Genomic DNA, 23352 nt, shown 5'->3' with positions numbered 1-23352 from the left:
TTTCATTCTTAATTTAATATATGCAGATCCATAAACGCCCTCCTGCTTCCATCCTCTTTATTTTTGGAGGCAGCGGCGATTTAAACTACCGGAAATTATCACCTGCGTTATACAATCTTTTTTTAGATGATTGGATGCCCGAGCAATTTGCTATCGCAGGCCTGGGCCGCAGTCCTTACACTAACGAAGATTATAATACCCACCTGCTCGACGGCATCATGAAATTTTCCCGCCGGAAAGGTGAACAAAATGGTCACTGGAAAGATTTCAGTCAGCATGTGACCTATCTCCAGATGGACGCTGAAAATGCGGAAGCCTATTCCAAAATCACCGACTACGTAAAGCAGAAGGAAGAGGAATGGGGCGTACATCCCAACGTGATCTTTTATCTGGCCGTAGCGCCGCAACTGGTGCCCAACATCGTTACCTGCCTGGGTAATCTCAACCTCTGCAGTGATAAACATTGCACCCGCATCGTGATCGAAAAACCTTTCGGCCACGACCTGAAAAGTGCACATGAGCTGAATGAGCTGCTGGCAAAGAAATTTACAGAAGAACAGATCTACCGTATAGACCACTACCTGGGTAAGGAAACTGTCCAGAATATCCTGGCGTTCCGCTTTGCCAACGCGCTCTTCGAGCCGGTATGGAACCGCAATTTCATCGAAAATATCCAGATCACGGCCGCTGAAAGCGTAGGCCTCGAAGGCCGTGGCGGTTACTACGAAAGAGCCGGTGCCCTGCGCGATATGGTACAAAACCATATCCTGCAGATCCTTTGTATGGTAGGTATGGAAGCACCTGTTTCCTTCGATGCCAACGAAATCCGCAACAAAAAAGTGGACGTGCTCAACGCCATCCGCCGTATTACGCCTGATAAAGTGCATGAATACGCCGTACGCGGACAATATGCTTCCGGATGGAAGAAAGGAGAGAAAGTAGTAGGCTACCGCGAAGAAAAGGGCGTAGAGCCCAAATCCAACGTGGAAACCTATGCTGCTGTGAAATTCTATATCGACAACTGGCGCTGGCAGGGTGTACCCATCTACGTGCGTACTGGCAAATACATGAACCAGAAAGCTACCAACATCATCCTGCAGTTTAAGGAAGCTCCACACTACGCCTTCCCGCAGGAAGCTGCCCAGACATGGCGCCCCAACAGGCTCACCATCAGCATTCAGCCGGAAATGGATATCCGTATCCGCTTCCAGGCCAAACGTGCCGGTCAGACCATGACCCTGGACCCGGTAGACATGACCTTTAACTACGAAGACGCCAACGGTGAACACGCTCCGGAAGCATACGAAACACTGCTGCTCGACGTAATGGAAGGAGATGCTACCCTGTTCATGCGCGGCGACCAGGTAGATGCCGCCTGGAAAGTGATCATGCCTATCCTGGAAACATGGGAAAACCGCACACCGCAGGACTTCCCGAACTACGCCCCCGATTCATGGGGCCCCGACGATGCGGACGCACTCATCGCCAGAGATGGTCATACATGGATTAATTTACCTTCTAAATAATTTATCCTGTAAAATAACAAAGCAGCAAAGACGCAAAAGGTGTTCACTTTTCTCTTTGCTGCTTTCTGTCTTTAACGGAAACACCAACATACTATGGAATTACATATCGCCAAAGATCCGGCCCAGCTCAGCGACAACGTAGCCGCCTGGATTAGCAACTACATACAGGAAGTGTTACAGGACCAGGAACAATTCACCTTTGTACTGTCCGGCGGTAATACTCCCAAACAGTTGTATGCATTGCTGGCCAAAGAACCCTATCAACAAATCATCCCCTGGGAAAAAATACATTTCTTCTGGGGCGATGAACGTGCTGTCCCTTTTGAAGATGAGCGTAACAACGCACGCATGGCTTTTGATGTGTTGCTGGACAAAGTACCGGTAAACCCGGACAATATCCACGTGATGCGCACTGATATTGAACCCGAGCAGGCAGCCGCCGAATATGAGAAAATACTGAAGACGTATTTTAAAGATGAAGACTTCACCTTCGACCTGGTATTACTGGGAATGGGAGACGACGGACATACGCTGTCCCTTTTCCCCGGCACACCCGTAGTACACGAAGAAGATGCCTGGGTGAAAGCTTTTTTCCTGGCAGCACAGGATATGTACCGCATTACCCTCACCGCACCGGTAGTCAACGAGGCTGCCTGTGTGCTGTTCCTGACCACAGGTGCCAATAAAGCTATGACGCTGAAAAGTGTTATTGAAGGTACCTTTGACGCAGATAAATTCCCTTCACAGCTGATCAGACCACAGGATGGTGAACTGCACTGGTTTGTAGATGAAGCCGCAGCTTCCGCCATGGAACTGTAACGGAGATTTTTTGTGATGATGCTGATGCTCCTGATGTATTTTTTGATAGGAGCGAAGTATTGATGATTTTTTGATGATATATACCGATGGCCCTGATGTATTTTGTTAGATATATCAGGGCTATCAATTTACATCAGTTAAAATCACAGTCCTTTTTTGTAGCTTGTGTCTTATAAGCGATAGCATATGTTTGATAAGCCCATTTTTGATGCACACCTGCATATTATTGATCCTCAGTATCCAGTGGCCCCCAACCAGGGATACGTACCTGCTCCCTTTACCGTTGCTGATTACCGTGAGCGTGTAGCGGCATTACACCTGAACGTTACCGGTGGTGCTGTGGTATCGGGATCTTTCCAGGGATTTGACCAGCAATACCTGCTGGCAGCTCTTCATGCGCTGGGCCCTGGCTTTGCCGGCGTTACCCAGATACCGGCAGATACCACAGACGAGGAAATTATGTCCCTGCACCAAGCCGGCGTGCGCGCCGTACGCTTTAATGTGCAGCGCGGAGGGTCTGAAAGTATTCAACACCTGGAAAAACTGGGAAAAAGAGTATATGACCTGGTAAAATGGCATGTGGAACTGTATATCGATTCCAGACAACTGCCCGGAATATCCACCACCCTGCACAAATTGCCCAAAATAGTGATCGATCATCTTGGCCTGTCCAAGGCTGGATTCAAATACCTGCTGCCGCTGGTGGAAAAAGGTGCTATTGTAAAAGCTACCGGTTTTAGCCGCTGTGATTTTGATGTGCTCACCGCCATGCGACAGATCACTGCCATCAATCCGGCTGCCCTGGTATTTGGAACAGACCTACCTGCTACGAGAGCGCCAAAGTCCTTTGCCATGGCCGACCTGGAACTGATCACCAAAAATTTTCCGTTACCGTTGGCAGAAAAGATCTGCCGCGAAAATGCCCGTGCCTTGTATCATATTTCCCAGGGCTAAAGCCCTGGGCTAGCTTTGGTTCAGAGCTATTTGGGTCCCAGGGCTTCATCAATTTTTCGTCATCTGTGCGTACCCCAAGTCCCCAAAGCTATTTTAGCCCAGGGCTTCAGCAATTTCTCCTCATCTGTGTGCCCCAAGTCCCAAATCTATTTTAGCCCAGGGCTTCAGCCCTGGGAAGCCCAGCTGTCTATCGTCATCGCCTGCAGCTCTTCTTTCATCGTGAGCTGCATTTGTCCGTCCAGCAAGAAACCGGCAGGAGTGCTGGGGTAGATATCTTCAAAGGTGCGTATCTGGTTCATAAACACCCGGCGGAAAATATGGCGTCGGGTGATATGATGTGGTTCCGGTAGTCCGATGGCGGCTGTCAGCTCTATTGCGCTCTCGATGGTATCGCGGTGGTAGTTGGCTACTCTGTGTTTTTTGTCGTCCACTACAAGGCCCGCGGCCAGCCATTTGTCCTGTGTGGCCACGCCGGTAGGACATTTGTTGGTATTGCATTGCAGGGCCTGGATACAGCCGATGGCCATCATCATGGCCCGGGCACTGTTGCAGGTGTCTGCTCCCAGTGCCAGCGCACGCAGCAGGTGAAAGCCGGTCAGTATTTTCCCAGATGCGATGATCTTTATCTGATGACGTATATCGAAGCCCGTTAGTGTGTCGTGTACAAAAGCCAGTGCGTCCATGAGTGGCATGCCTACAGAGTTGGAGAACTCCGGCGGTGCTGCGCCGGTACCGCCTTCTCCACCGTCTACTGTGATGAAATCAGGGTAGATGCCGGTTTCCATCATCGCTTTACAGATAGCATAAAACTCCCGCTGCTGGCCGATACACAGTTTAAAACCTATCGGCTTGCCTTTGCTCAGGTCGCGCAGGCGTTTGATGAACAGCATCATCTCACGGGGACTGTTAAACGCTTTATGGTAAGGAGGGGAGTAAACGGTAGTATAAGGTTTTACATGGCGGATGGCTGCAATTTCAGGAGTGTTTTTAGCCGCCGGAAGAATGCCGCCATGGCCGGGTTTGGCGCCCTGTGACAGTTTCAGCTCGATCATTTTTATCTGGGGAAGGGCAGTCTTTTCTGCAAAAAGAGCGTCAGAGAAATTACCTTCTTCATCGCGGCAGCCAAAATAACCGGTACCAATCTGCCAGATAATATCGCCACCTTGTTTCAGATGGAAATCGCTGATACCGCCTTCGCCGGTGTTATGGGCAAAGTTGCCGATCTGCGCGCCGCCGTTTAAGGCTTCTACGGCATTGGAGCTAAGAGAGCCATAACTCATGGCACTCACATTAAAGATGCTGGCAGCGTAGGGCTGCAGACAATCTTTTCCTCCAATGGTTACCCGCGGGTCTTTGTTCATGGATTCAAAATCACGTGGCTGAATGGAATGCGCCATCCATTCATACCCTTCCGCATATACGTTGAACTGAGTACCAAAAGGCTGGGTGTCCAGTTCTCTTTTGGCACGCTGGTAGATGGTGGAGCGGTCTACACGGTTAATCGGGCTTCCATCAATGTCACTCTCCACAAAATACTGATAGATCTTGGGCCGCAGGGCTTCCATCCAGTAACGCATTCGCCCTACTACCGGGTAATTACGGATAATGGCATGTTTGGTTTGTCGCATATCCAGTATGCCCATTACAATAACAGGCAAGACAAGAATAAGCAACCAGTAAACCCAAGGGAAAAACATACCAAGACCGATAATGATAAACAGGCTTGTAATCGAAAATCCAATAAACGCTTTTGCCATAATGAATCATTTAATCGTTATATCACTAAAGTTAAAAAAATTATCCGCAGGAGGTATCCACCATCAGTATTCCTTAACAATGGAATAATTTGTATTGTTCCCAACAGGGGCGCAGAATACGCTTATTTGCATATTTGCATTATACGTTTTATATTACACGGATTCTATTGATGGTGGTAGACACGACCGGGATAATTGCCATTTTTCACCATCCGCCTGTATTTAATTGCCATTGTAGCATTTCATTATATCGTTATTTCTAATTTAATCAAAACCATGATCAGGCATAAGTTTTTAGGGAAACTCATGACAACGGGATTGTTGCTCACCAGCACTACCGTGTTTGCCCAGACCAGGAAATCAGCTCCATTTGATCCTTCGCGCTTAAAAACCAGCTGGGAAGTAGTTGAAAACAACCACCAGGGCAAAGCCAATTTTCTGTCGACGTTCACTTTTGTTAACAACAGTGATAAACCTTTTCCCACCAAAGGCTGGGAACTGTATTTCAACTTTGTGCGCATGGTGAAAGCTGGTGTACTGCCAGGAAATGTGAAAGTAGAACATATCAACGGTGATCTGTTTCGTCTTACACCAGCAGAAAATTTTGCCGGTATCGCTCCCGGAGATTCCCTGAAACTGGGCATCGTAGGAGATGCCTGGGCTGTTAACTTTACCGACGCACCCTCCGGCCTGTACATCGTATGGGATGACCAGAAGGAAACAGGCATGCCGATTAAAGACTACAGCATCCGCCCTTCTACTACCGCCAAACAACTCATGCGTTATCCCGGTGATAAAACTGCCGTAGTAACGCCAACGGATATATTTAAACAGAATGCTGCCATTAAGGATATCCCTGCTGCACAGCTGCCTCCGATTTTCCCTACGCCGGTATCTGTTACCAACTCCGGCGGAAACCTGCTGCTGGACGCTCCTCCGGTGATCACCGCAGATCCCGCACTGGAAGCCAGTGGTAAGTTTCTGGAAAAAGAAATGATAACGTTGCTGGGTAAACGTAGTTTAGGTAAAAAGACCGTTGCTTTTCACCTCGACAAAACCCTGGCTGCTAACGCCTATACGTTGCAGGTAACACCTGAAGGCATTATCATTACTGCCGGCAGCGACGAAGGCGCTTTTTATGGTATACAGTCCCTGAAATCCCTGATAACACCTACGGCATGGTCCGGTGTGCAGAAATCTATCAGCATACCGGCTGTCCAGGTGAAAGATTATCCCCGCTTCAACTACCGCGCCTTTATGATCGATGTGGCCCGTAACTATCACAGCAAACGTGACCTGTTCCGTATCCTCGATGTAATGGCTCTGTACAAACTGAATGTGCTGCACCACCACTTCAGCGACGATGAAGGATGGCGTCTTGAAATACCTTCTCTGCCTGAACTGACACAGGTAGGTGCCAAACGCGGGCACAGCACTGACTGGAAAAACATGCTGCCGCCTTCTTACGGCTCCGGCCCCGACACCAGCAATGCTGCCGGTACCGGTTACCTTACCCGCAACGACTTTATCGAAGTGCTGCGTTATGCAACGGAAAGGCATATACGCGTATTGCCAGAGATAGAAACGCCCGGCCATGCCCGTGCTGCGGTGAAATCTATGGAAGCCCGCTACTATCGCCTGAAAGCGGTGGGTAAAGACAAGGAAGCCAGCGAATATCTGCTGACAGACCTGGAAGATAAATCCCAGTACCGTTCCGTACAAAACTGGAATGACAACGTAATGAACGTAGCCCTGCCCTCTACTTATCATTTCCTCGATAAAGTAGTGGAAGAGCTGCAGGCGATGTATAAAGAAGCTGGTGCGCCACTGCCTGCCGTACATATGGGCGGAGATGAGGTGCCACATGGTGTGTTTGAAAAATCACCTGCCTGCCTGGCGCTGATGCAACAGGATAAGAGCGTGAAAAATGTAAACGACCTGTGGTATTATTTTTACCGTAAGGTGAACGATCTGCTTAAAGTCCGTGGTATGGAACTGGCCGGCTGGGAAGAAACAGGTATGCGTAAAACCACCCTCGACGGAGAAGTGTCCAGTATTCCGAATCCCGATTTCGCTAATGATAATTTCCAGCTGAACGTATGGAACAATGTTATCGGCGGTGGTCAGGAAGATCTTTCCTATCGCCTGGCCAATGCGGGTTACAAGGTGATTCTCTCCGGTGTGAGCAACTTCTACTTTGATATGGCTGCCATGAAATCTTTCGATGAACCAGGTTTTTACTGGGGTGGTTTTGTAGATGTGGATAAACCTTTCTACTTCATTCCTTTCGATTACTACAGGAATTCCAAAGTGGATGGAAGAGGCAATCCGGTGACGCCTGCTATGTTTGTAGGTAAAGATCGTCTCACTGGTTTCGGACAGTCCAATATCCGCGGTATTCAAGGTTTGTTGTGGAGTGAAACGGTTACCACTTCCGACCGTATGGAATATATGATGCTGCCTAAGTTACTCGGACTGGCAGAACGTGCCTGGGCACAGGATCCGGCATGGGCTACCGAAAAAGACACAGCCAAATCAGATGCGATGTATGCACAGGCCTGGAGTGTATTCTCCAACGTGTTGGGCAAACGTGAAATGCCACGTCTCGACTATTACAACGGTGGTTATAACTGGCGTATCCCCACAGCAGGCACTTCTGTTGAAGAGGGTGTAGTAAGTGCCAATGTACAGATGCCGGGAATGGTAATCCGATACACTACTAACGGTGAAGAGCCTACGATAAAAAGCCCGGTGTATACAGGACCTGTCAAAGCGGGTGGAAAAATTGTCAAATTCCGCGTATTCAACACCCGTGGCCGCAGCAGCCGTACTACTACCGTAAAAGTGCCGCAGCCTACTACGCAGTTACTCAACAATAAGAACTAGTTATATACTACATAAAATAAAAGAACGTCCCCATTGATACACATCAATGGGGACGTTCTTTTTTATTTATTCGTAATCTCTACCTCAATCATCACTACTCAATCTCCGCTCATCATGTAAAACACCCTCATCATATAAATCACCCCCATCATAAAAATCACTGTTGTATTTTGTTTCTCTGACCCTTTTAATTTCTGACAGTGCATACAATTCCACGTTTATTGTGCTGCTGCCTGTTAAGCATACCTGTATCGGTTACTGTGATGGCTCAGCAACAAAAGAAAAATGAATCTTATCATCTGAAGATAAGAAAGGCAACTTCACCTGTAAAGATTGATGGTGTAATTGATGAACAGGCCTGGAAAGATGCCGAAGTGGCCACTAACTTTAGGATGGTATTACCGATGGATACCAGTGCTGCCAACGTGCGGACAGCAGTAAGGATGACCTATGATCAGCAGCATATTTATCTGTTGGTGGAAAACTACAAGCTGGGTGATGGGCCTTATATGGTGGAGTCGTTGCGGCGGGACTTTGCTTTTCTGAAGAACGACAACTTCCTGCTTTTTATGGACCCTTTTGATGATCAGACAAATGGTTTTTCTTTCGGTGCCAATGCTGCGGGAGCGCAATGGGATGGCCTTATGTATGATGGAGGTAAGGTAGACCTGAGCTGGGATAACAAATGGACTTCTGTTGTTAAAAATTATGATGACAAATGGGTTTTTGAAGCGGCTATTCCGTTTAAGACGATCCGTTATAAGAAAGGGATAACCCACTGGGGGATTAACTTCAGCCGTAATGATCTGAAGACAACGGAGAAATCGGCCTGGGCGCCGGTGCCGCGGCAGTTTGCCACTGCATCGCTGGCGTATACCGGTAGCCTCGACTGGGATACGGTGCCGCCGGCAGCAGGGCCTAATATTTCCCTGATACCGTATCTGTTGGGTGGTGTTGCCAAAGACTATGATAAGGGCACGCCTGCCAAATTCCGCAGGGATGTAGGTCTGGATGCCAAGGTAGCGGTGACTTCCTCTCTGAATCTGGACCTCACGGTAAACCCTGATTTCTCTCAGGTGGATGTGGATAAACAGGTGACCAACCTGGATCGCTTTGAGTTGTTCTTCCCTGAGAAACGGCAGTTTTTCCTGGAAAACGGGGATCAGCTCTCCAACTTCGGTTATGCTAATATCCGGCCCTTTTTCTCCCGGCGTATCGGGTTGGGAACGCCTATACATTTTGGCGCCCGGTTGAGTGGCAAGCTGAATAAGGACTGGAGACTGGGTGTGATGAACATGCAAACGGGAAAGAAGGAGGAGATTGGCCTGCCGGCACAGAATTTCACAGTGGCGGCCCTGCAGCGGAGAGTGTTTGCAAGGTCTAATGTGGGCTTCATTTTTATCAATAAGGAATCGCTGAACTACGATCCTTCCAAAGTGGAGGACCAGCCGGTGTATTCGCGTTACAACCGTAACATGGGTCTGGAGTATAACCTGGCTTCGTCCAATAATTTCTGGACGGGTAAGGCGATGCTGCTCAAGTCGTATAGTCCTGGTAAAACAGGCCATGACTTTGCCCATGCGGCCAATCTCCAGTATACCAGCAAAGTATGGAATGTAAGCTGGCAGCACGAATATGTGGGCCGGAACTATAATGCCGAAGTGGGGTATGTGCCCCGGCAGGGATACATCAAGCTGATGCCGCAGGTGACCCGTCTGTTTTTTCCGCAATTGGGTGGGGTGTTGAGCCATGGGCCTCAGTTGAATACTACCTGGTTTATGGATGAACGTTTTAACCGTACTGATAACGAAACGATGTTTACCTACGGGATCGTTTTCCGGCAGCGGAATACGCTGAATGTATGGGGTTCCAACACTTATATCCGGCTGCTGAATCCATTTGATCCTACCAATACGGATAAAGACAGTTTACAGACCGGTACGCGGCATAACTGGAATACGGTGGGGGCAGACTATGTATCCAAGCCTCAAAGCCTTTTTACCTATGCTTTTTCTGCCCGTTATGGGGGGTATTATGAAGGAGGGACCCGGTTGATGACCAACGCCGAGCTGGGATATCGTTTCCAGCCTTATGTGAGTATTGCGTTGAGTGCCAATTACAACCATATCCGGCTTCCTCAGCCCTGGGGCAATACTTCTTTCTGGCTCGTTGGTCCCCGGCTGGATGTGACGATGACGAATACCCTGTTTTTTACCGGTTTTATGCAGTATAACGAGCAGCAGAAGAACATGAACCTGAATACCCGTTTCCAGTGGCGTTACCGGCCGGCTTCCGACCTCTTTATTGTGTATACCGACAACTATCTTCCGGAGCCGCTGCATGTTAAAAACAGGGCGTTGGTGCTGAAGCTGGTGTATTGGTTTAATATTTAATCAATAGTATTTTCCATAGCCGGTCTCGTGACGGTTTATTTAGGGTGTGCGCCGGTTTCGGGGCATACCCTGTCTTTTTTGTTGCCTTTCAGTCTGTCTGAAAATTTGTTAATAAGCAGATGTTTAGATCTCGTTAACATATCTATTCGTAATTCCTTCTATCATTGTGATCCGTAAAAACACAATGGCCGCATCCTAAAAAAACTAGAACAGCTCAAAACATCAGAGTTTTCATTTACTATCGTTGTGAATACAACCCCCTGCGGTTTTTACTGTGGGGATTTTTTTTGCCCCTTAAAATTATCTAGTATGCAACACCCCATGAAACGGACATTTTTATTTTCAATAGGATTCCTGATGATGGTGGAGGCAGTGACTGCACAGGTTTATACAGTAGTCTCCGGAAAGGTGAAAGGGCATAATGGCCAGCAGGTATCGGTATCCTGGTGGAGTGAGCCTGGTGTATCGCAGGCAGTGACGGAGGAGGCGCCGTTACAGCAGGATACTTTTTGTTTCCGGTTGCCTGCAGACCAGGTGAGGGAGGGCTTTGTGTATATCGATGCGGGCAGTGCCGGCAATTTTTACGGGATGCTTCGTGCGGGGGATAGTGTACAATTATTTTTTGAGGAAGATACGATGGTGTTTGCTGGACGTGGTGCGCTGGCTTGCCGGGTGCAATATCTTGCCAGACATATACAGGAGCGTATTCCCGTGCCTGTGGATGAAGATGCGGCATCAAGGGCTGCCTGGCACCGGGAGCAGCTGCGGGTTGCAGAAAGTGTGCTGAAAGCTTATCGCGATAGTTTACCACCGGCTGTATATGCGGTAGTCCGTGCCAATGTGCTGGGGGAAACAGCGGGCAAGCTGGTGAGTTGTTTGTGGCGTATCCCGCAGGACGGTAATGCGGCTGCGCAGCAAACCATACTATACCAACAGATGATCAGGCCTGCATTACCGGCGATCATACCTTCGGATACTACGTCGGTGGCTGTCCGTTATTTAAATTACCTGTTGCAGAAGGCGGAAGCTGACTACTTTATGCAACAGCACAGTCAGTGTACTGAGCACGATATCTATGAATGGATAAAAACACATTACACAGGAGTGATGCGGGATAAGCTACTGGCGCATCATCTGCTGCAAAGCCTTGCTGCCGGCGGGCAACCGGAGGAGCTGGCACGATGTGCGGAAGATTATCTGACGCTGGTTCAGCATGCAGCATGCAGGCAGGCTATTGCTACCAAATATGGCAAGTTAAAGAAAGGCCTCAGCAAAGGGGCGCCTGCGCCTCCTTTCACGTTCCCCGATAGTAGTGGACATAATATCAGTCTGAATTATTTTACCGGAAAGGTAGTGCTCCTGCATTTTTATGATGATAGTGACCAGTTGCTGCCCTCACTCGCTGAAATCAATACCTGCTTTAATAAAGACGATGTAGTGTTTGTACATATCTGTTGCAACAAGGGTGTGCCACGCAAATATCCCGGTGTGCAATTGCAGGCTGGTGGCCAGGGTGCGGGGATACTGGAACAGTACAATATCAGTCAGTATCCCAGTCTGATTGTGATAGGCAGGAATGGTAACATCTATGCTACCCGGCCACCAGACCCCACTGCCGATCACGGCGCAGCACTTGCCGATATAATCTATGCAGCATTATTGCAGTAGACATCTTTCAGTCCTTATATCCAATAATTTACCCTTCTCCACGTTAATAAAAAGTACGCAGAACAACCGCATTGACGCCATTGACCCGCAGCCGATTTTTTTGAGAAACCCGTTTAAATCAGATTACTAATATTTACAATAAAATATATATATGGGAATCTTGGTTTAATCCTGAACATTATCGTAAATTCAATTAATAACCGTTAAGCCCCTCTATGCCACATGCCAAAGCGTTATTTTGATCGACTACAAACCATTGATTACCTCATCAGGATCAAAGGGACCGGTAAACCCGCTCAACTAGCCAAGCGGCTTCGTATTTCCGAACGAACACTCTATGAATTCCTCAAAATGATGAAGGAGTTAGGTGCTCCCATTGAGTACGACCGGTACAAAGAAAGTTATTACTACTCAGAAAAAGGTGGTTTCAACATCCGGTTCTCTAAGAACCTCGTCACCGTGGGTACAGTAATGATGCTCCTCCTGATTAATCTCTGGTAAAAGTCCGCGCCTGACCTGCCTGCCGGGAAACCGGGAAGCTGTCACTGCGCCTCAGCTGCCCCCTGTGGGCCTAAGATTTTACCCTGGCCGGCCTCAACTCCGACCCGTACAGAATCTTTTGTTAAATTCATTAAAATGGATAGGGAATGTATGTACCACATACCTGCCCTGTCCATTTTTTTATTATTCTTTAAATGTTTACAAGTGGTTAACAAAATCCTTCTTTATTCCCCCCATATTTACCCTCACTGAAATACACCTGCACTCCGGGGATACACCTGTTACCCGGGGAGGATAACATAAAACGACTTTTTTTATAACGCGGTTTAGATTAGATTTTAGATTACACGCAGGTTTCTCTCCAGTCACCTGCTTCTTTAAACTGCATAAAGAACAGCGCGTTACCCATTTTAAACATATTCACATTCATAACCTGCAAATGAGAACTGATGGCTATGCAAAATGACTACTTTATCCTCCGGTGTGGTGATCGGCACGAAAAAATCCGGTATGATGAACTGCAATACCTCGAAGTAATGAACGATCACATCCTGTTACATATGAAAGGATATCACCTGGCTACCCTGGAAACACTGGACTGGATCATGTCCAGACTACCCCTCACCACCTTCCAGCGGGTCCACCAATGGTTTGTAGTGTCTTACCGGCATATTACCCAACTAGGGGAAGACCATGTGATGATAGGCTCGGTCAAAATCCCGGTGACCCGTCAGGCGCTCCTGGCCCTGGCTGCCGGAATGGCCGGCTACTCAGCGGATAGCCGATAAGATCTTACCGGCCACCCCATTGGCATCTTCATCATAGTTATGCCCGCCCGGTAACACCAGCTTTTTATAATGCTGCAGGGTGAGGTCTGCGATGTTGAAATCCTTCTCTTCCGACCCCAATACCAGCAGTACCGGCTTATTGGTGATCCTGTTGATCTCCGCCGTTACATTCATCCCCTTATTGCCCGATCTGCCCAGCATATCGGAAATATGTACCTCCATATCAGTAAAACGGGAAGGGGAAAGAAAGATGATCTGGGTAACCTGCGATTCAATACCGGCAGGCAGATGATTGTAGATAAAGGGCAACACATCGGCGCCCATGGAATACCCAATCAGTACCACGCCGTTGTTGACATTCCAGGCCGCCTGGTAATGCCGGATCAGCTCTGCTACATCGGATGCCGCCTGCTGCGGCGTCTTTTTGTTCCAGAAATACTTCAACGCATTCAGCGCCACCACAGGGTAGTTGTGCTGCCGGAATGCCTCGATCATATTGACCGAAAATTTCTTCATACCTCCGTCGCCCGTTATATACAATATCAACGGGGCCGTAGTGCCAGGTGCCGGGGCTTTAGCCTGTACAGGTAAATTGTTCACGTTGGACTGGGCCCGCAACTGAACAGTTGAAAAAAACAACATTCCTATCAGCAAAAACCTTCCTGCATGTATTAAATCTCTGGTTCGCATATACAAATATATCTTCCTCTTCTTAAACAAAATTTGTTCCGCACTAAGGCTGCATCACCTTGCTCAGGGCCGCTGGCAGCTGAAGAAGGTCAAAGTCATGTTCGTAAATCAGGTATTTGTTGGTCCACACAGTGGCATATTTATCCTTGAATTCCCTTAAGCCCTGGTAATGCCGGAAGAAACGCAGTTTCTCGTAGGCATATTTCACCATTTTTTCGGCCGTGTTTTCAGGCTGACTGATACCGGACATCGGTACCATGCCCAGGTTGAGGTATTGCAGCCCTTTCTGCTGCGCATCCTGTATTAATGCGATGATAAGTGCGTCCATTACACCACCGGGCGCATTGGTACGCTTACGGATAAGATCGTAGGTGCATTCTCCCGGCGTATAGTCGGGAATAATATTCAGGAACGCCACTATTTTGCCTTCGGCATCTGTAACGGTGATCATGTCCTGTTCCCGCATGGCGGTAGCATCAAACAGGCCCTGTGAGAAAGTCATTTCCTTCACCTCATACTGTTCCAGCCATTCATCGCTTACCTGCTTCAGCTCAGCCAGCATAGCCGCTGATTGAGGTGCTGCATGCAGGGTGGTCACATACCCTTTGTTGGCCAGGCTGTTGAGCGCATTACGCAGCGATTTTTTGTCTTTGCCACTGAGGGTGAAATCACGGATATCCATAATGGCTTCCTGACCAATCAGCATTTTTTTCTTCTTCAGCTGGCTGAAATAATAGGTGCTGTCTTCATCTACCCGGTAAAAAGCGGGCCGCAGGCCCATCTTCCGGCATTGTTGCTCAAATTCTTCGAGCAACATCAGTTTATTGTCTTCGCTGCAAACCGGTTCTTCCAGCACAATAGCAAAACTACTGGCTACCCGGTAGGCAATAAAACCTTCATATTGATCAGATACGTACAGGATCTTATCTTGTCCTACTTTAAAATAATCCATCGGAGAATCGCCATACTGGCTCAGGTAAAACTTCGCTTTTTCAAGAGATGTGTTGGTAGGCTTGGCCACCTGAAGGTATGGACGGATAATGGTATAAAACAGGAAGGCCCAGGAGCTGACACCCAGCACACGGATGGCCGACATGAACTCCCGTGCAAAACGGGTCCCTGGGCGCAGGCCATCATCTTCCAGCAACATAAAACAGTGGAAGGCATGCCGTAAGGACTGCTGCCAGGTGAAGTCAATACCGAAATGCCGCACATTCAGGAAATAAAAACCGACGGTTCCAAATATCAATACCAGTAGGAAAGTGGCCACCGCCGTGACGACTCCGATATTCACCAGTTGCCGGTTGCTTTTCACCCGGTAATGTCTGGCAGTGACCAGTAACAGGATGCTGGTGATCAGCGCCAGGGATGCCTCTTCATAGTCGAGCGCTTTACCCATGTGACCAAATATAGATATCAGGGATACTGATAGCGCTACGATCCAGGCGCTGCGCAGCCCCCTGAAAAGGAAGGTGGCCGTTACCAGCAATATCAGCCCGGAAAATACCACCAGCAGGTTGGAGGCATGGATGGAAGTACCAGGTATATAAGCCCGCAACAGATGCATACGGTAAGCCAGCGGAGGGGTGAGTACTGAGAAAATATTGACCATCCCCAGTAAAAAGATCAGGATGGGCGGCAGCAGCCGCAGCGCCAGGTCCCGGCCTTTCAGTGCAAAAGCCACGATACCGGCCGCCAGGGGCAGCCAGAATTCAAACAAACGGAACAACAGTGTGATCTCCAGTGCTTCCAGTGTCGAGTAACCATAATTGCTGAGCAGGTACGCCAGCGAAAGCTCGATGGCGCCGAGGCCCCGCAGAAACGGAGAGATGATCAGGAAGATAGTGGCCACAATATACCCTACACAGGCTGCTTCCAGCGAAGGGGCTACCCCTGCTGCCAACATACTGAGGTACAGATGGGCCACACCGGTGACTTCAATCAGCACCGATGCCAGCACGGTATACGTAAAAGAAGGCATGGACAACTGAAAGGAGAAGATTTCATCAACCTTATGGGCAGTGGCCGGAAAATATTTTATCAACAGCTGATAGGCTTTTCCCCTTTTTTGCATGGAATGTACCACCCACACTACAGCGGCCAGCAATACACAGATAGCGGCTAGTCCCCAGCCGGCGTCTTTCATACTGCCGGTATGCAGCATGGCATACATCACTACCGGTATGCCTGCCAGAAAAACAGACAGGATCCCTACAAATCCATAAATACCGGATGCCTGGTGTATCTGTTGTTTATGGAGTTGTGCACGCCGCAAACTCTGCGGTACATAAGCCAGGGAGCTAACGCCGCCGGCTGGCAGAAACACGGAAAGCAGGTTACGTTTCAGAAAAAGTTCAGTGCTCAGGTAGGTGCTCAGCCTGGAGCCTATCGCACGGAAACTGAATACATACATGAGGGCCTGTAACAGAATGTATATGCCTGTTACAGCAATACCGATAAACACCCATACCCGGTCTGCCTTTTCGATGGCAGGCACCAGAGAGGATAATTCATGGCGTTGTGAACGGAAAAAATAGATGGCTAACAGAATAAACAACAATGCTAATAACTCCTTCCAGTGGAGTTTCCGCAAAAAAGCCGCAGACAGGATCTTTTTTTCAAGAGGCATGGTAAATGGTAACTTGAGATTTTGTTAACTCACAAAGTTAAGCCATCAGACTGTGCAGAACTTGAATGAGCACGAGTTTAAGCGGATTTTAATATTGTAGGAAATCAATTAATACGATTTTTTTTGTATGTATAATCTGTCCATTTTCATTAGGAAGTGCGAGGGGAAGGGGGATTTATAGGGATTGGATGGGCTTGTCGGGTAAAATTTTAAATAAAAAAATCCCGGCCATTGAGAGCCGGGATCAACAACAGACAGGGCCGTTGTAGTTGTTTTTTATGATTGTTGAGTGGTTACTTTAATGATCTTCCTTGTTGTAAGGAACAACGAGTACGGGTATACGGGCATGACGAATGATGTATTCGGCGGTACTGCCCACCAGCATGTGATTGAGGCCGGTGCGGCCGTGGGTGCCAACAACGAGGATGGAGGTCTGGCCGTTGTGCGCCTGATCAAGGGTTTCGTTTTTCGGGTTGCCGGCTGTTACCTGAATATTGATATTGGCATCAGGATAGTCGTTTTTGTATGTCTGCAGGATATCTTCCGCTTCTTTGATTCTGCCCTGGATATCATCGGTAAATACTGGACCGGCTTCGGGGAGGCCCAGGCCGATGCCGATTTCGATCACGGTAAACAATGTTACGGAAGTGTTCATTTTGCCGGCCAGTTCCACGCCTGTGCGGATAACGTTTTCGGAGAAGGGCCCCAGGTCAACTGCGATCAATATTTCTGACATATGCGGTGAATTTATTGTGAATAATTATTCATTTTAAAACCGATGGACCATCAGGCTCTGATAGCATCCCAGCACAGGTCGAAGGTATGGTTCATCCTTGATCTGGTGAGGGCTATGCCGCTGTAATGGATTTGTTTTACCAGCTCATTCATACTGCCGATGATAAATGTGATCAGCAAATCTGTTTCAATGTTTTTGATCAGTTGTTCTGATTGTCCCCTGGAGATCAGCGCGTAGAACGGTTCGGTCAGCTGTCTGGCTTTTTCGCGTGTAGCTGCGGTGATGTAAGGGGAGTGGTAACATTGTTCCAGGAAAATGAATTCCTCAAAGTTCTGCAGGCGGTAACGGAGTATGTTCATCCAGATATTCCGGAATGCGGGCTTAAACGGCTGCTGCGCATTATATCCCTTGAAGGAGATGGTAACGGAGTTTTCGCGGCAGGCGGCGAAGAGGGCGTTGATGAGCTCATCTTTACTGCTGAAATATACATACAGAGTACCGGTGGCAATACCGGCCTCTTTGGAGATGTCGCCCATGGTCATGCCGGCTAGCCCCTTTTTAGCCACCAGCTTGAGCACAGCCCTGAAAATCCGGGCATACTTCTTATCGTCTTTCAATTTCACACTACAAATATAAGTGAATAATTATTCACCAAAAATGATAAGTGTCATCTCTTTGTCGTACTTCCAACAGGGCAGGTCTAACGGATGGATGGGGCTGTAAACGCTTTGTGGGCGGTACTTTGGAGGCTGGGTTTGTCAGGGGCGGGGAACTGTAAAAGTCCCGGTTTTCTGATGGATGTAAGTGTGGTAGAAATGGTTTTATGGAGAACAGCAAAGGTGGATATGATATCCGGAGTTATTGTGTAAAGCAGAAAGTGCGGGTGAAGGAAAGACGATGGGAAGCCAACCCCTTCTGATAAACCCCCGTAGTTTATACCACGGGGGTATTAGTTTGTTGATTAAACCAGGCTTTGGTGGTAGCCTGTTTTAAACAGCATGTTTAAATTAGTCAACCATTGATTAAAAAAATCCAACTGGCCTGGACAAGCCGATTGGGGTTTAGCTGAGATATTTGTTAGATGTATGCATTTCATTTGTTACTATTTTTCGTAACGCAGTGTTAGTACCGTAATATTACTGGCAATCCATCCTGGTTTAGTTAACAGAATCTAAATGGGGTCGGATTAACAAATTTTAGGACTGGTAAAATGACCTGAAAGCCTTTACTGGTAAGTGTTTTGAAAGTTGGGGTATTTTTCCACAGTTATCCACATCAATCCACACGCGATATCCACATGGGGTGTTAATAACTAATGAAACGCACTGCTGATGCGAAGGCCATATGTTGCGGAGAACAAATTTTTATCGGGAAATACAACACCGTCCGGGAAATGATATCCACAAATCCAAAATTGACACAGCGAAAAGCCCTGCCAGCAAAGGAAAGAGCATGACCCCAAAAAGGTGTTGATGTTGATGAAAATAGAAGCGTGATATCGACGCTTAAAAATCCGAAGGAACAAATCATCCGAAAAAGGAAATAATACACACTAAAAAACAAAGAAACGGATAAACGGATGGCATATTGATATAAAACCTATAACCCTGCTATCACATCGCAGTATCATACTCATCACCATCATCATAATTCATCACACACAAAAATGCCCTTGCTGAAACAGCAAGGGCTTAAAAAAACATTCACATGTCATCTGCAGAAATAAAAAAGTTACTGACAGATGTAATAAATCAAAATTGAAGCCTACTAATATGTTGAATAATATAATGCTAGTATTTGGAAATTATCATGTCGCCATGCAACCGATTAACTTCTTGTACCGAAGATAGAAATTCCATTCTGTATTATTGGTTAACCGTTCGTTAATGAAAGCGTATAGCCTTCACCGCTTGCTTTTACTTGTATCATTTTCCCTTTCCCTGATAGCATTTTCCAGCCGCTTGCAGATGCCGGCGCTTATGTATATTTTTTCCCCGGTGCTATAAAAAATCCGGCGTTATGAAAAACAGAATTGTATGGCTATTATGCATGGTATGCCTCTGCCATGGTCTTTCCGCACAGGATATGCCCGATATGTGGACAAAATCGGGGAATAACAACAACACGCATCCCGGCCTGAAATGGTTTACTGAAGCTAAATTCGGCCTCTTTATCCACTGGGGACTTTATTCCAGATTAGGCGGCCGATGGAACGACAGCAGCTACTACGGCAGCGGAGAATGGCTGATGAACCGCGCTAAAGCACCTGCTGATAAATATGCTCAGGTCGCTAAAACCTTTAACCCGCAAGGTTTTGATGCTAACCAATGGGCTCAGACTGCTAAGGAAGCCGGTATCAAATACATGGTGATCACAGCCAAACATCATGAAGGCTTCAGCATGTTTGATTCCAAAGTGACCGACTTCGATATCGTAGATGCGTCACCGTATGGAAAGGATCCAATGAAAGCACTGGCCGCAGCCTGTCGTAATAAAGACATACAATTCGGGTTTTATTACTCCCAGTTTCTCGACTGGCATGAGCCCAACGGTGGCGGTAACACCTGGGATTTCAAAGTAAAAGACAAAGACTATCAGCAATACTATCGTAGTAAATCTATCCCGCAACTGAAAGAACTGCTGACGAACTACGGTCCGCTGGGCCTCATATGGTTTGATATGCCCGGAGGTCTTACACCTGAACAAACCAGACAGATGATAGATAGTCTGCGTTTGTTACAACCCAACTGCCTCTTCAGCAGCAGGGTAGGCCATGGCCTGGGCGACTACCGCGACTTCGGTGACTCTGAAATGCCACCAGTGCCTATCTCCGGCGCCTGGGAATGTATCTATACACACAACGATTCCTGGGGCTATATTCAACATGATCTCAATTTCAAATCTCCGGCAGAAATCATTCATCTGTTATCTACCGCGGCATCAAAGGGTGGTAACCTGATGCTGAATGTAGGTCCTGATGGAGAGGGTAAATGGCCAACATATTCTGTCGAATACCTGAAAGCTACCGGTAAGTGGCTGCAACAATACGGAGAAAGTATCTATGGCACTACTTATGGCCTGATACCAGCACAGCCCTGGGGCGTTACGACCAGCAAACCAGGAAAACTGTTTTTGCATGTATGGGAAGCCCCGGCTAACAGGCAACTCCGCGTACCCGGTGTCAACGCTAAAGTAAAGTCGGTAAAAATCCTTGGCAGTAATAAAACATTGGCCTTTACACAAGGTGCTGATGAAACAACTATACAACTGCCGATAACGTTACCGGATACACGTAATACAGTGCTGGTAATGGAATACGGCGGTACACAGGCTGATCTGTCGCAGCTGCGTACACAAACCGTCAGCAGTCAGTATCCACAGGCAGACATTCCTTCCATATGGGCTGTTTATAACGGTGCTGCCAAAAACAAATTGTTCACCTATTCTCATTATTTCGGCGACTGGAAACACGACAACTGCGCCTATGATATGAAAGATCCGGAAGATGCGCTGGTGTTCCCGCTCGACATCCAGGAGGCAGGTGATTATAAGATCATACTCGACTACGCCTGTGACCAGTCTGCTGCCTCCCAGCAAGGAGTAGTCACACTCAACGGACAGCAGCTGCCCTTTCTGACACTGTTTACCGGCGCCTACGACAGTCATAAACCTTTTATGTTTATTCAGCATGCCATCGGTATCCTGCATGTGGACAAGCCCGGCAAACACAACCTGACAGTGAAACCTGTATCAGGCAATAAAAAGGAACTATTCCGCCTCCGGAAGATCGTGTTGCAACCTGTAAAATAAGTATATCCTCTTTAAAGCATGGTGACAATGAAACAAATGAAACCGCTATTGCTGTCTGCAGCGCTATATTCCACGCTGGCAGTGGCCCAGACAAAACCGCCGGCCCGTGACTGGCTCATAGACCCCAAAGGTTATACGGCCACCGTTACGGAAAAAGGGAAAGAAATTGTACTCAGCAACGGTTTGCTGAGCCGCAGTTTTCGTACAGCCCCCAACGTGATCTGTACCGATTTCCGTAACCTGACCAGCGGAGAACAGCTGCTTCGTTCTGTGAAACCGGAAGCCAGGCTCACCATCGATGGGCATGACTACCAAATCGGTGGCGCCAGCGGCCAACGACAACAAGCTTACCTGTTGCCTGTTTGGCTGGACAGCCTGCAGTCCGGTAAAACAGATTTTATATATACCGGCCATCAGCTGACTGAAATTAAGCCAATGCTGAACTGGAAACCCGGAGGCTGGTGTTCCAATCCCCATATGCCTACTGGTAAAGCACTGATCTTCACCTATCGTGCACAGGCGCCTGCGTTGCAGGGTATCACCGTAAAAGTGCATTACGAACTGTTTGACGGCATCCCCCTGCTGGCCAAGTGGCTGGAGATTACTAACGGTGCCGCACAAACGTTGAAACTCGATCAGGTAGTCAACGAAATACTGGCCACACCGGAAGAAGAATCTACCGTAGTGGGTCAGCCCGATAAGATCCGGACCCCGCACGGGATATATGTGGAAAGCAATTACACTTTCAATAACTCGATGACTGCCAGGCTGAGCGATCAGACTACCCATTGGAAAACAGACAGCACCTATACTTCACAAGTGAACTACGATCTGCAAACGCCTTGTCTGCTGGAAGTACACCCTAAAGTGCCGGTGGGCATAGCGCTGGCTGCCGGTGAACATTTTGAGTCTATCCGTACCTATGAGTTGCTGCTGGATGGTTATGACCGGGAACGCAACGGGCTGGCCAAACGTCGCATGTACCGTACGATTGCACCCTGGTCAACAGAAAATCCCATCTTCATGCACCTGGTCAGCACCGATCCGGTAAAAGTGAAAAATATCATTGACCAGTGCGCCGCCACCGGTTATGAAGGGGTGATCCTGAGCTTTGGCAGCGGACTGAACATGGAAGATACCAGTGAGGTGAATATCGCAAAGTTCAAAGCCCTGGCTGATTATGCACATAGTAAAAAGGTACTGCTGGGTGGTTATTCCCTGTTTTCGAGCAGGCGTATCAGTGATGAAGATGATGTGATCAACCCGGCCACCGGTAAGCCGGGTGGCGCTTTCTTCGGCAATGCGCCCTGTCTGGGCAGCAAATGGGGGCTCGGTTATCTGGCTAAATTAAAACGTTTCATTATCGCTACCGGCTTCGATATATTCGAAAACGACGGTCCCTATCCCGGTGATGTATGCGCTTCTACTACCCACCCTGGACATATCGGCAAAGACGATTCACAATGGAAACAGATACAGCTGCAGAAAGGACTGTATCATTTCCTGAATGAGCGCGGTGTATACATCAACGCGCCCGATTGGTACTTCATGGATGGTACCAATAAGATAGCGCTGGGCTATCGGGAAGTCAATTTCTCTTTGCCACGCGCCGAGCAGCTGATCCTGAACCGCCAGAATATTTTTGATGGTACCTGGGAAAAAACGCCTTCCATGAGTTGGGGTTTTGTGCCGCTCAGCGAGTACCAGGGCGGCGGAGCCGCGGCTACACTGGAACCGTTGAAAGACCATCTGGATGCCTACGAGCAACTGATGATGCAATACTATGGTGCTGGCGTACAGGCCTGTTACCGTGGTCCACGTTTATACGACGACGTTAGCACACAGCGCCTGGTACAACAGGTGATCAGCTGGTACAAAAAATACCGCGATATCCTCAATACGGATGTGATCCATCTGCGCCGCGCGGATGGGCGTGACTGGGACGGGATCATGCATGTCAGCCCGGTGCTGAAACAAAGAGCGCTGGTAATGCTGTATAATCCCACTACGCAGCCTGTTACCCGGGTGATAGCCCTGCCATTGTATTATAGCGGGCTTACCAACACGGTCAGCATCCGGGAGAAAGAAGGCCGTCCGATATCGTATTCCCTTGACCGTAACTATACCGCCCACGTTAAAGTGACCATCCCGGCATCAGGATACACCTGGCTGGTGGCGGAGTAATTCATATTTTT

15 protein-coding genes are annotated in these 23352 nt (G+C 48.0%); 10 read left to right on the top strand and 5 right to left on the bottom strand.

The window, feature by feature from the left end; translation table 11 throughout:
- Positions 1-20 precede the first annotated feature (20 nt).
- From zwf to KD145_RS15740, 3 genes are all read left to right on the top strand, one after another.
- Positions 21-1526, top strand: coding sequence for a glucose-6-phosphate dehydrogenase (zwf, locus tag KD145_RS15750; RefSeq protein WP_211999808.1), 1506 nt, complete (start codon positions 21-23; stop codon positions 1524-1526).
- Between the two features lie 93 nt (positions 1527-1619).
- Entirely contained in the window at positions 1620-2345 is a 726-nt protein-coding gene (gene pgl, locus KD145_RS15745) for a 6-phosphogluconolactonase (protein WP_211999807.1), read from the top strand.
- A 186-nt stretch (positions 2346-2531) separates the two neighbouring features.
- Positions 2532-3299 (top strand): amidohydrolase family protein, encoded by a 768-nt coding sequence (locus tag KD145_RS15740; protein ID WP_211999806.1) that lies wholly within the window; start codon positions 2532-2534, stop codon positions 3297-3299.
- Positions 3300-3463: 164 nt separating this feature from the next.
- On the opposite strand, the gene KD145_RS15735 is transcribed toward KD145_RS15740, so the two are convergent.
- Entirely contained in the window at positions 3464-5056 is a 1593-nt protein-coding gene (locus tag KD145_RS15735) for an FMN-binding glutamate synthase family protein (RefSeq protein WP_211999805.1), read from the bottom strand.
- A gap of 276 nt (positions 5057-5332) precedes the next feature.
- On the opposite strand from KD145_RS15735, the gene KD145_RS15730 reads away from it, so the two are divergent.
- From KD145_RS15730 to KD145_RS15710, 5 genes are all read left to right on the top strand, one after another.
- On the top strand, positions 5333-7942 hold the full coding sequence (locus KD145_RS15730; protein ID WP_249219385.1) for a family 20 glycosylhydrolase: 2610 nt from the start codon (positions 5333-5335) through the stop codon (positions 7940-7942).
- 200 nt (positions 7943-8142) lie between these two features.
- Positions 8143-10335 (top strand): DUF5916 domain-containing protein, encoded by a 2193-nt coding sequence (locus KD145_RS15725; RefSeq protein WP_249219383.1) that lies wholly within the window; start codon positions 8143-8145, stop codon positions 10333-10335.
- Between the two features lie 309 nt (positions 10336-10644).
- Positions 10645-12003, top strand: coding sequence for a hypothetical protein (locus KD145_RS15720; protein ID WP_211999804.1), 1359 nt, complete (start codon positions 10645-10647; stop codon positions 12001-12003).
- A 222-nt stretch (positions 12004-12225) separates the two neighbouring features.
- Positions 12226-12504, top strand: coding sequence for an HTH domain-containing protein (locus tag KD145_RS15715; protein ID WP_113617006.1), 279 nt, complete (start codon positions 12226-12228; stop codon positions 12502-12504).
- A gap of 449 nt (positions 12505-12953) precedes the next feature.
- Positions 12954-13292: a LytTR family DNA-binding domain-containing protein gene (locus tag KD145_RS15710; RefSeq protein ID WP_211999803.1), complete on the top strand. Its 339-nt coding sequence runs from the start codon at positions 12954-12956 to the stop codon at positions 13290-13292.
- Here the strand turns inward: KD145_RS15710 and KD145_RS15705 are convergent.
- From KD145_RS15705 to KD145_RS15690, 4 genes are all read right to left on the bottom strand, one after another.
- Entirely contained in the window at positions 13275-13982 is a 708-nt protein-coding gene (locus KD145_RS15705) for an AcvB/VirJ family lysyl-phosphatidylglycerol hydrolase (protein ID WP_211999802.1), read from the bottom strand. The two genes, KD145_RS15710 and KD145_RS15705, sit on opposite strands and share 18 nt — an antisense overlap.
- Positions 13983-14025: 43 nt before the next feature.
- Positions 14026-16611 (bottom strand): phosphatidylglycerol lysyltransferase domain-containing protein, encoded by a 2586-nt coding sequence (locus KD145_RS15700; protein ID WP_211999801.1) that lies wholly within the window; start codon positions 16609-16611, stop codon positions 14026-14028.
- Between the two features lie 298 nt (positions 16612-16909).
- Entirely contained in the window at positions 16910-17347 is a 438-nt protein-coding gene (locus KD145_RS15695; RefSeq protein WP_211999799.1) for a universal stress protein, read from the bottom strand.
- Positions 17348-17397: 50 nt separating this feature from the next.
- Positions 17398-17970, bottom strand: a complete 573-nt coding sequence (locus tag KD145_RS15690) for a TetR/AcrR family transcriptional regulator (protein WP_211999798.1) — start codon at positions 17968-17970, stop codon at positions 17398-17400.
- 1396 nt (positions 17971-19366) lie between these two features.
- On the opposite strand from KD145_RS15690, the gene KD145_RS15685 reads away from it, so the two are divergent.
- Both KD145_RS15685 and KD145_RS15680 read left to right on the top strand, forming a co-directional pair.
- Positions 19367-21157 (top strand): alpha-L-fucosidase, encoded by a 1791-nt coding sequence (locus KD145_RS15685; protein ID WP_249219381.1) that lies wholly within the window; start codon positions 19367-19369, stop codon positions 21155-21157.
- A 27-nt stretch (positions 21158-21184) separates the two neighbouring features.
- A complete protein-coding gene (locus KD145_RS15680) occupies positions 21185-23341 on the top strand; it encodes an alpha-galactosidase (protein ID WP_211999792.1) in 2157 nt (718 codons plus the stop codon).
- Positions 23342-23352: the final 11 nt, after the last annotated feature.

This window comes from Chitinophaga sp. HK235, assembly GCF_018255755.1.
Lineage (GTDB): Bacteria > Bacteroidota > Bacteroidia > Chitinophagales > Chitinophagaceae > Chitinophaga.
This window is presented reverse-complemented; position numbering and strand designations above follow the sequence as displayed.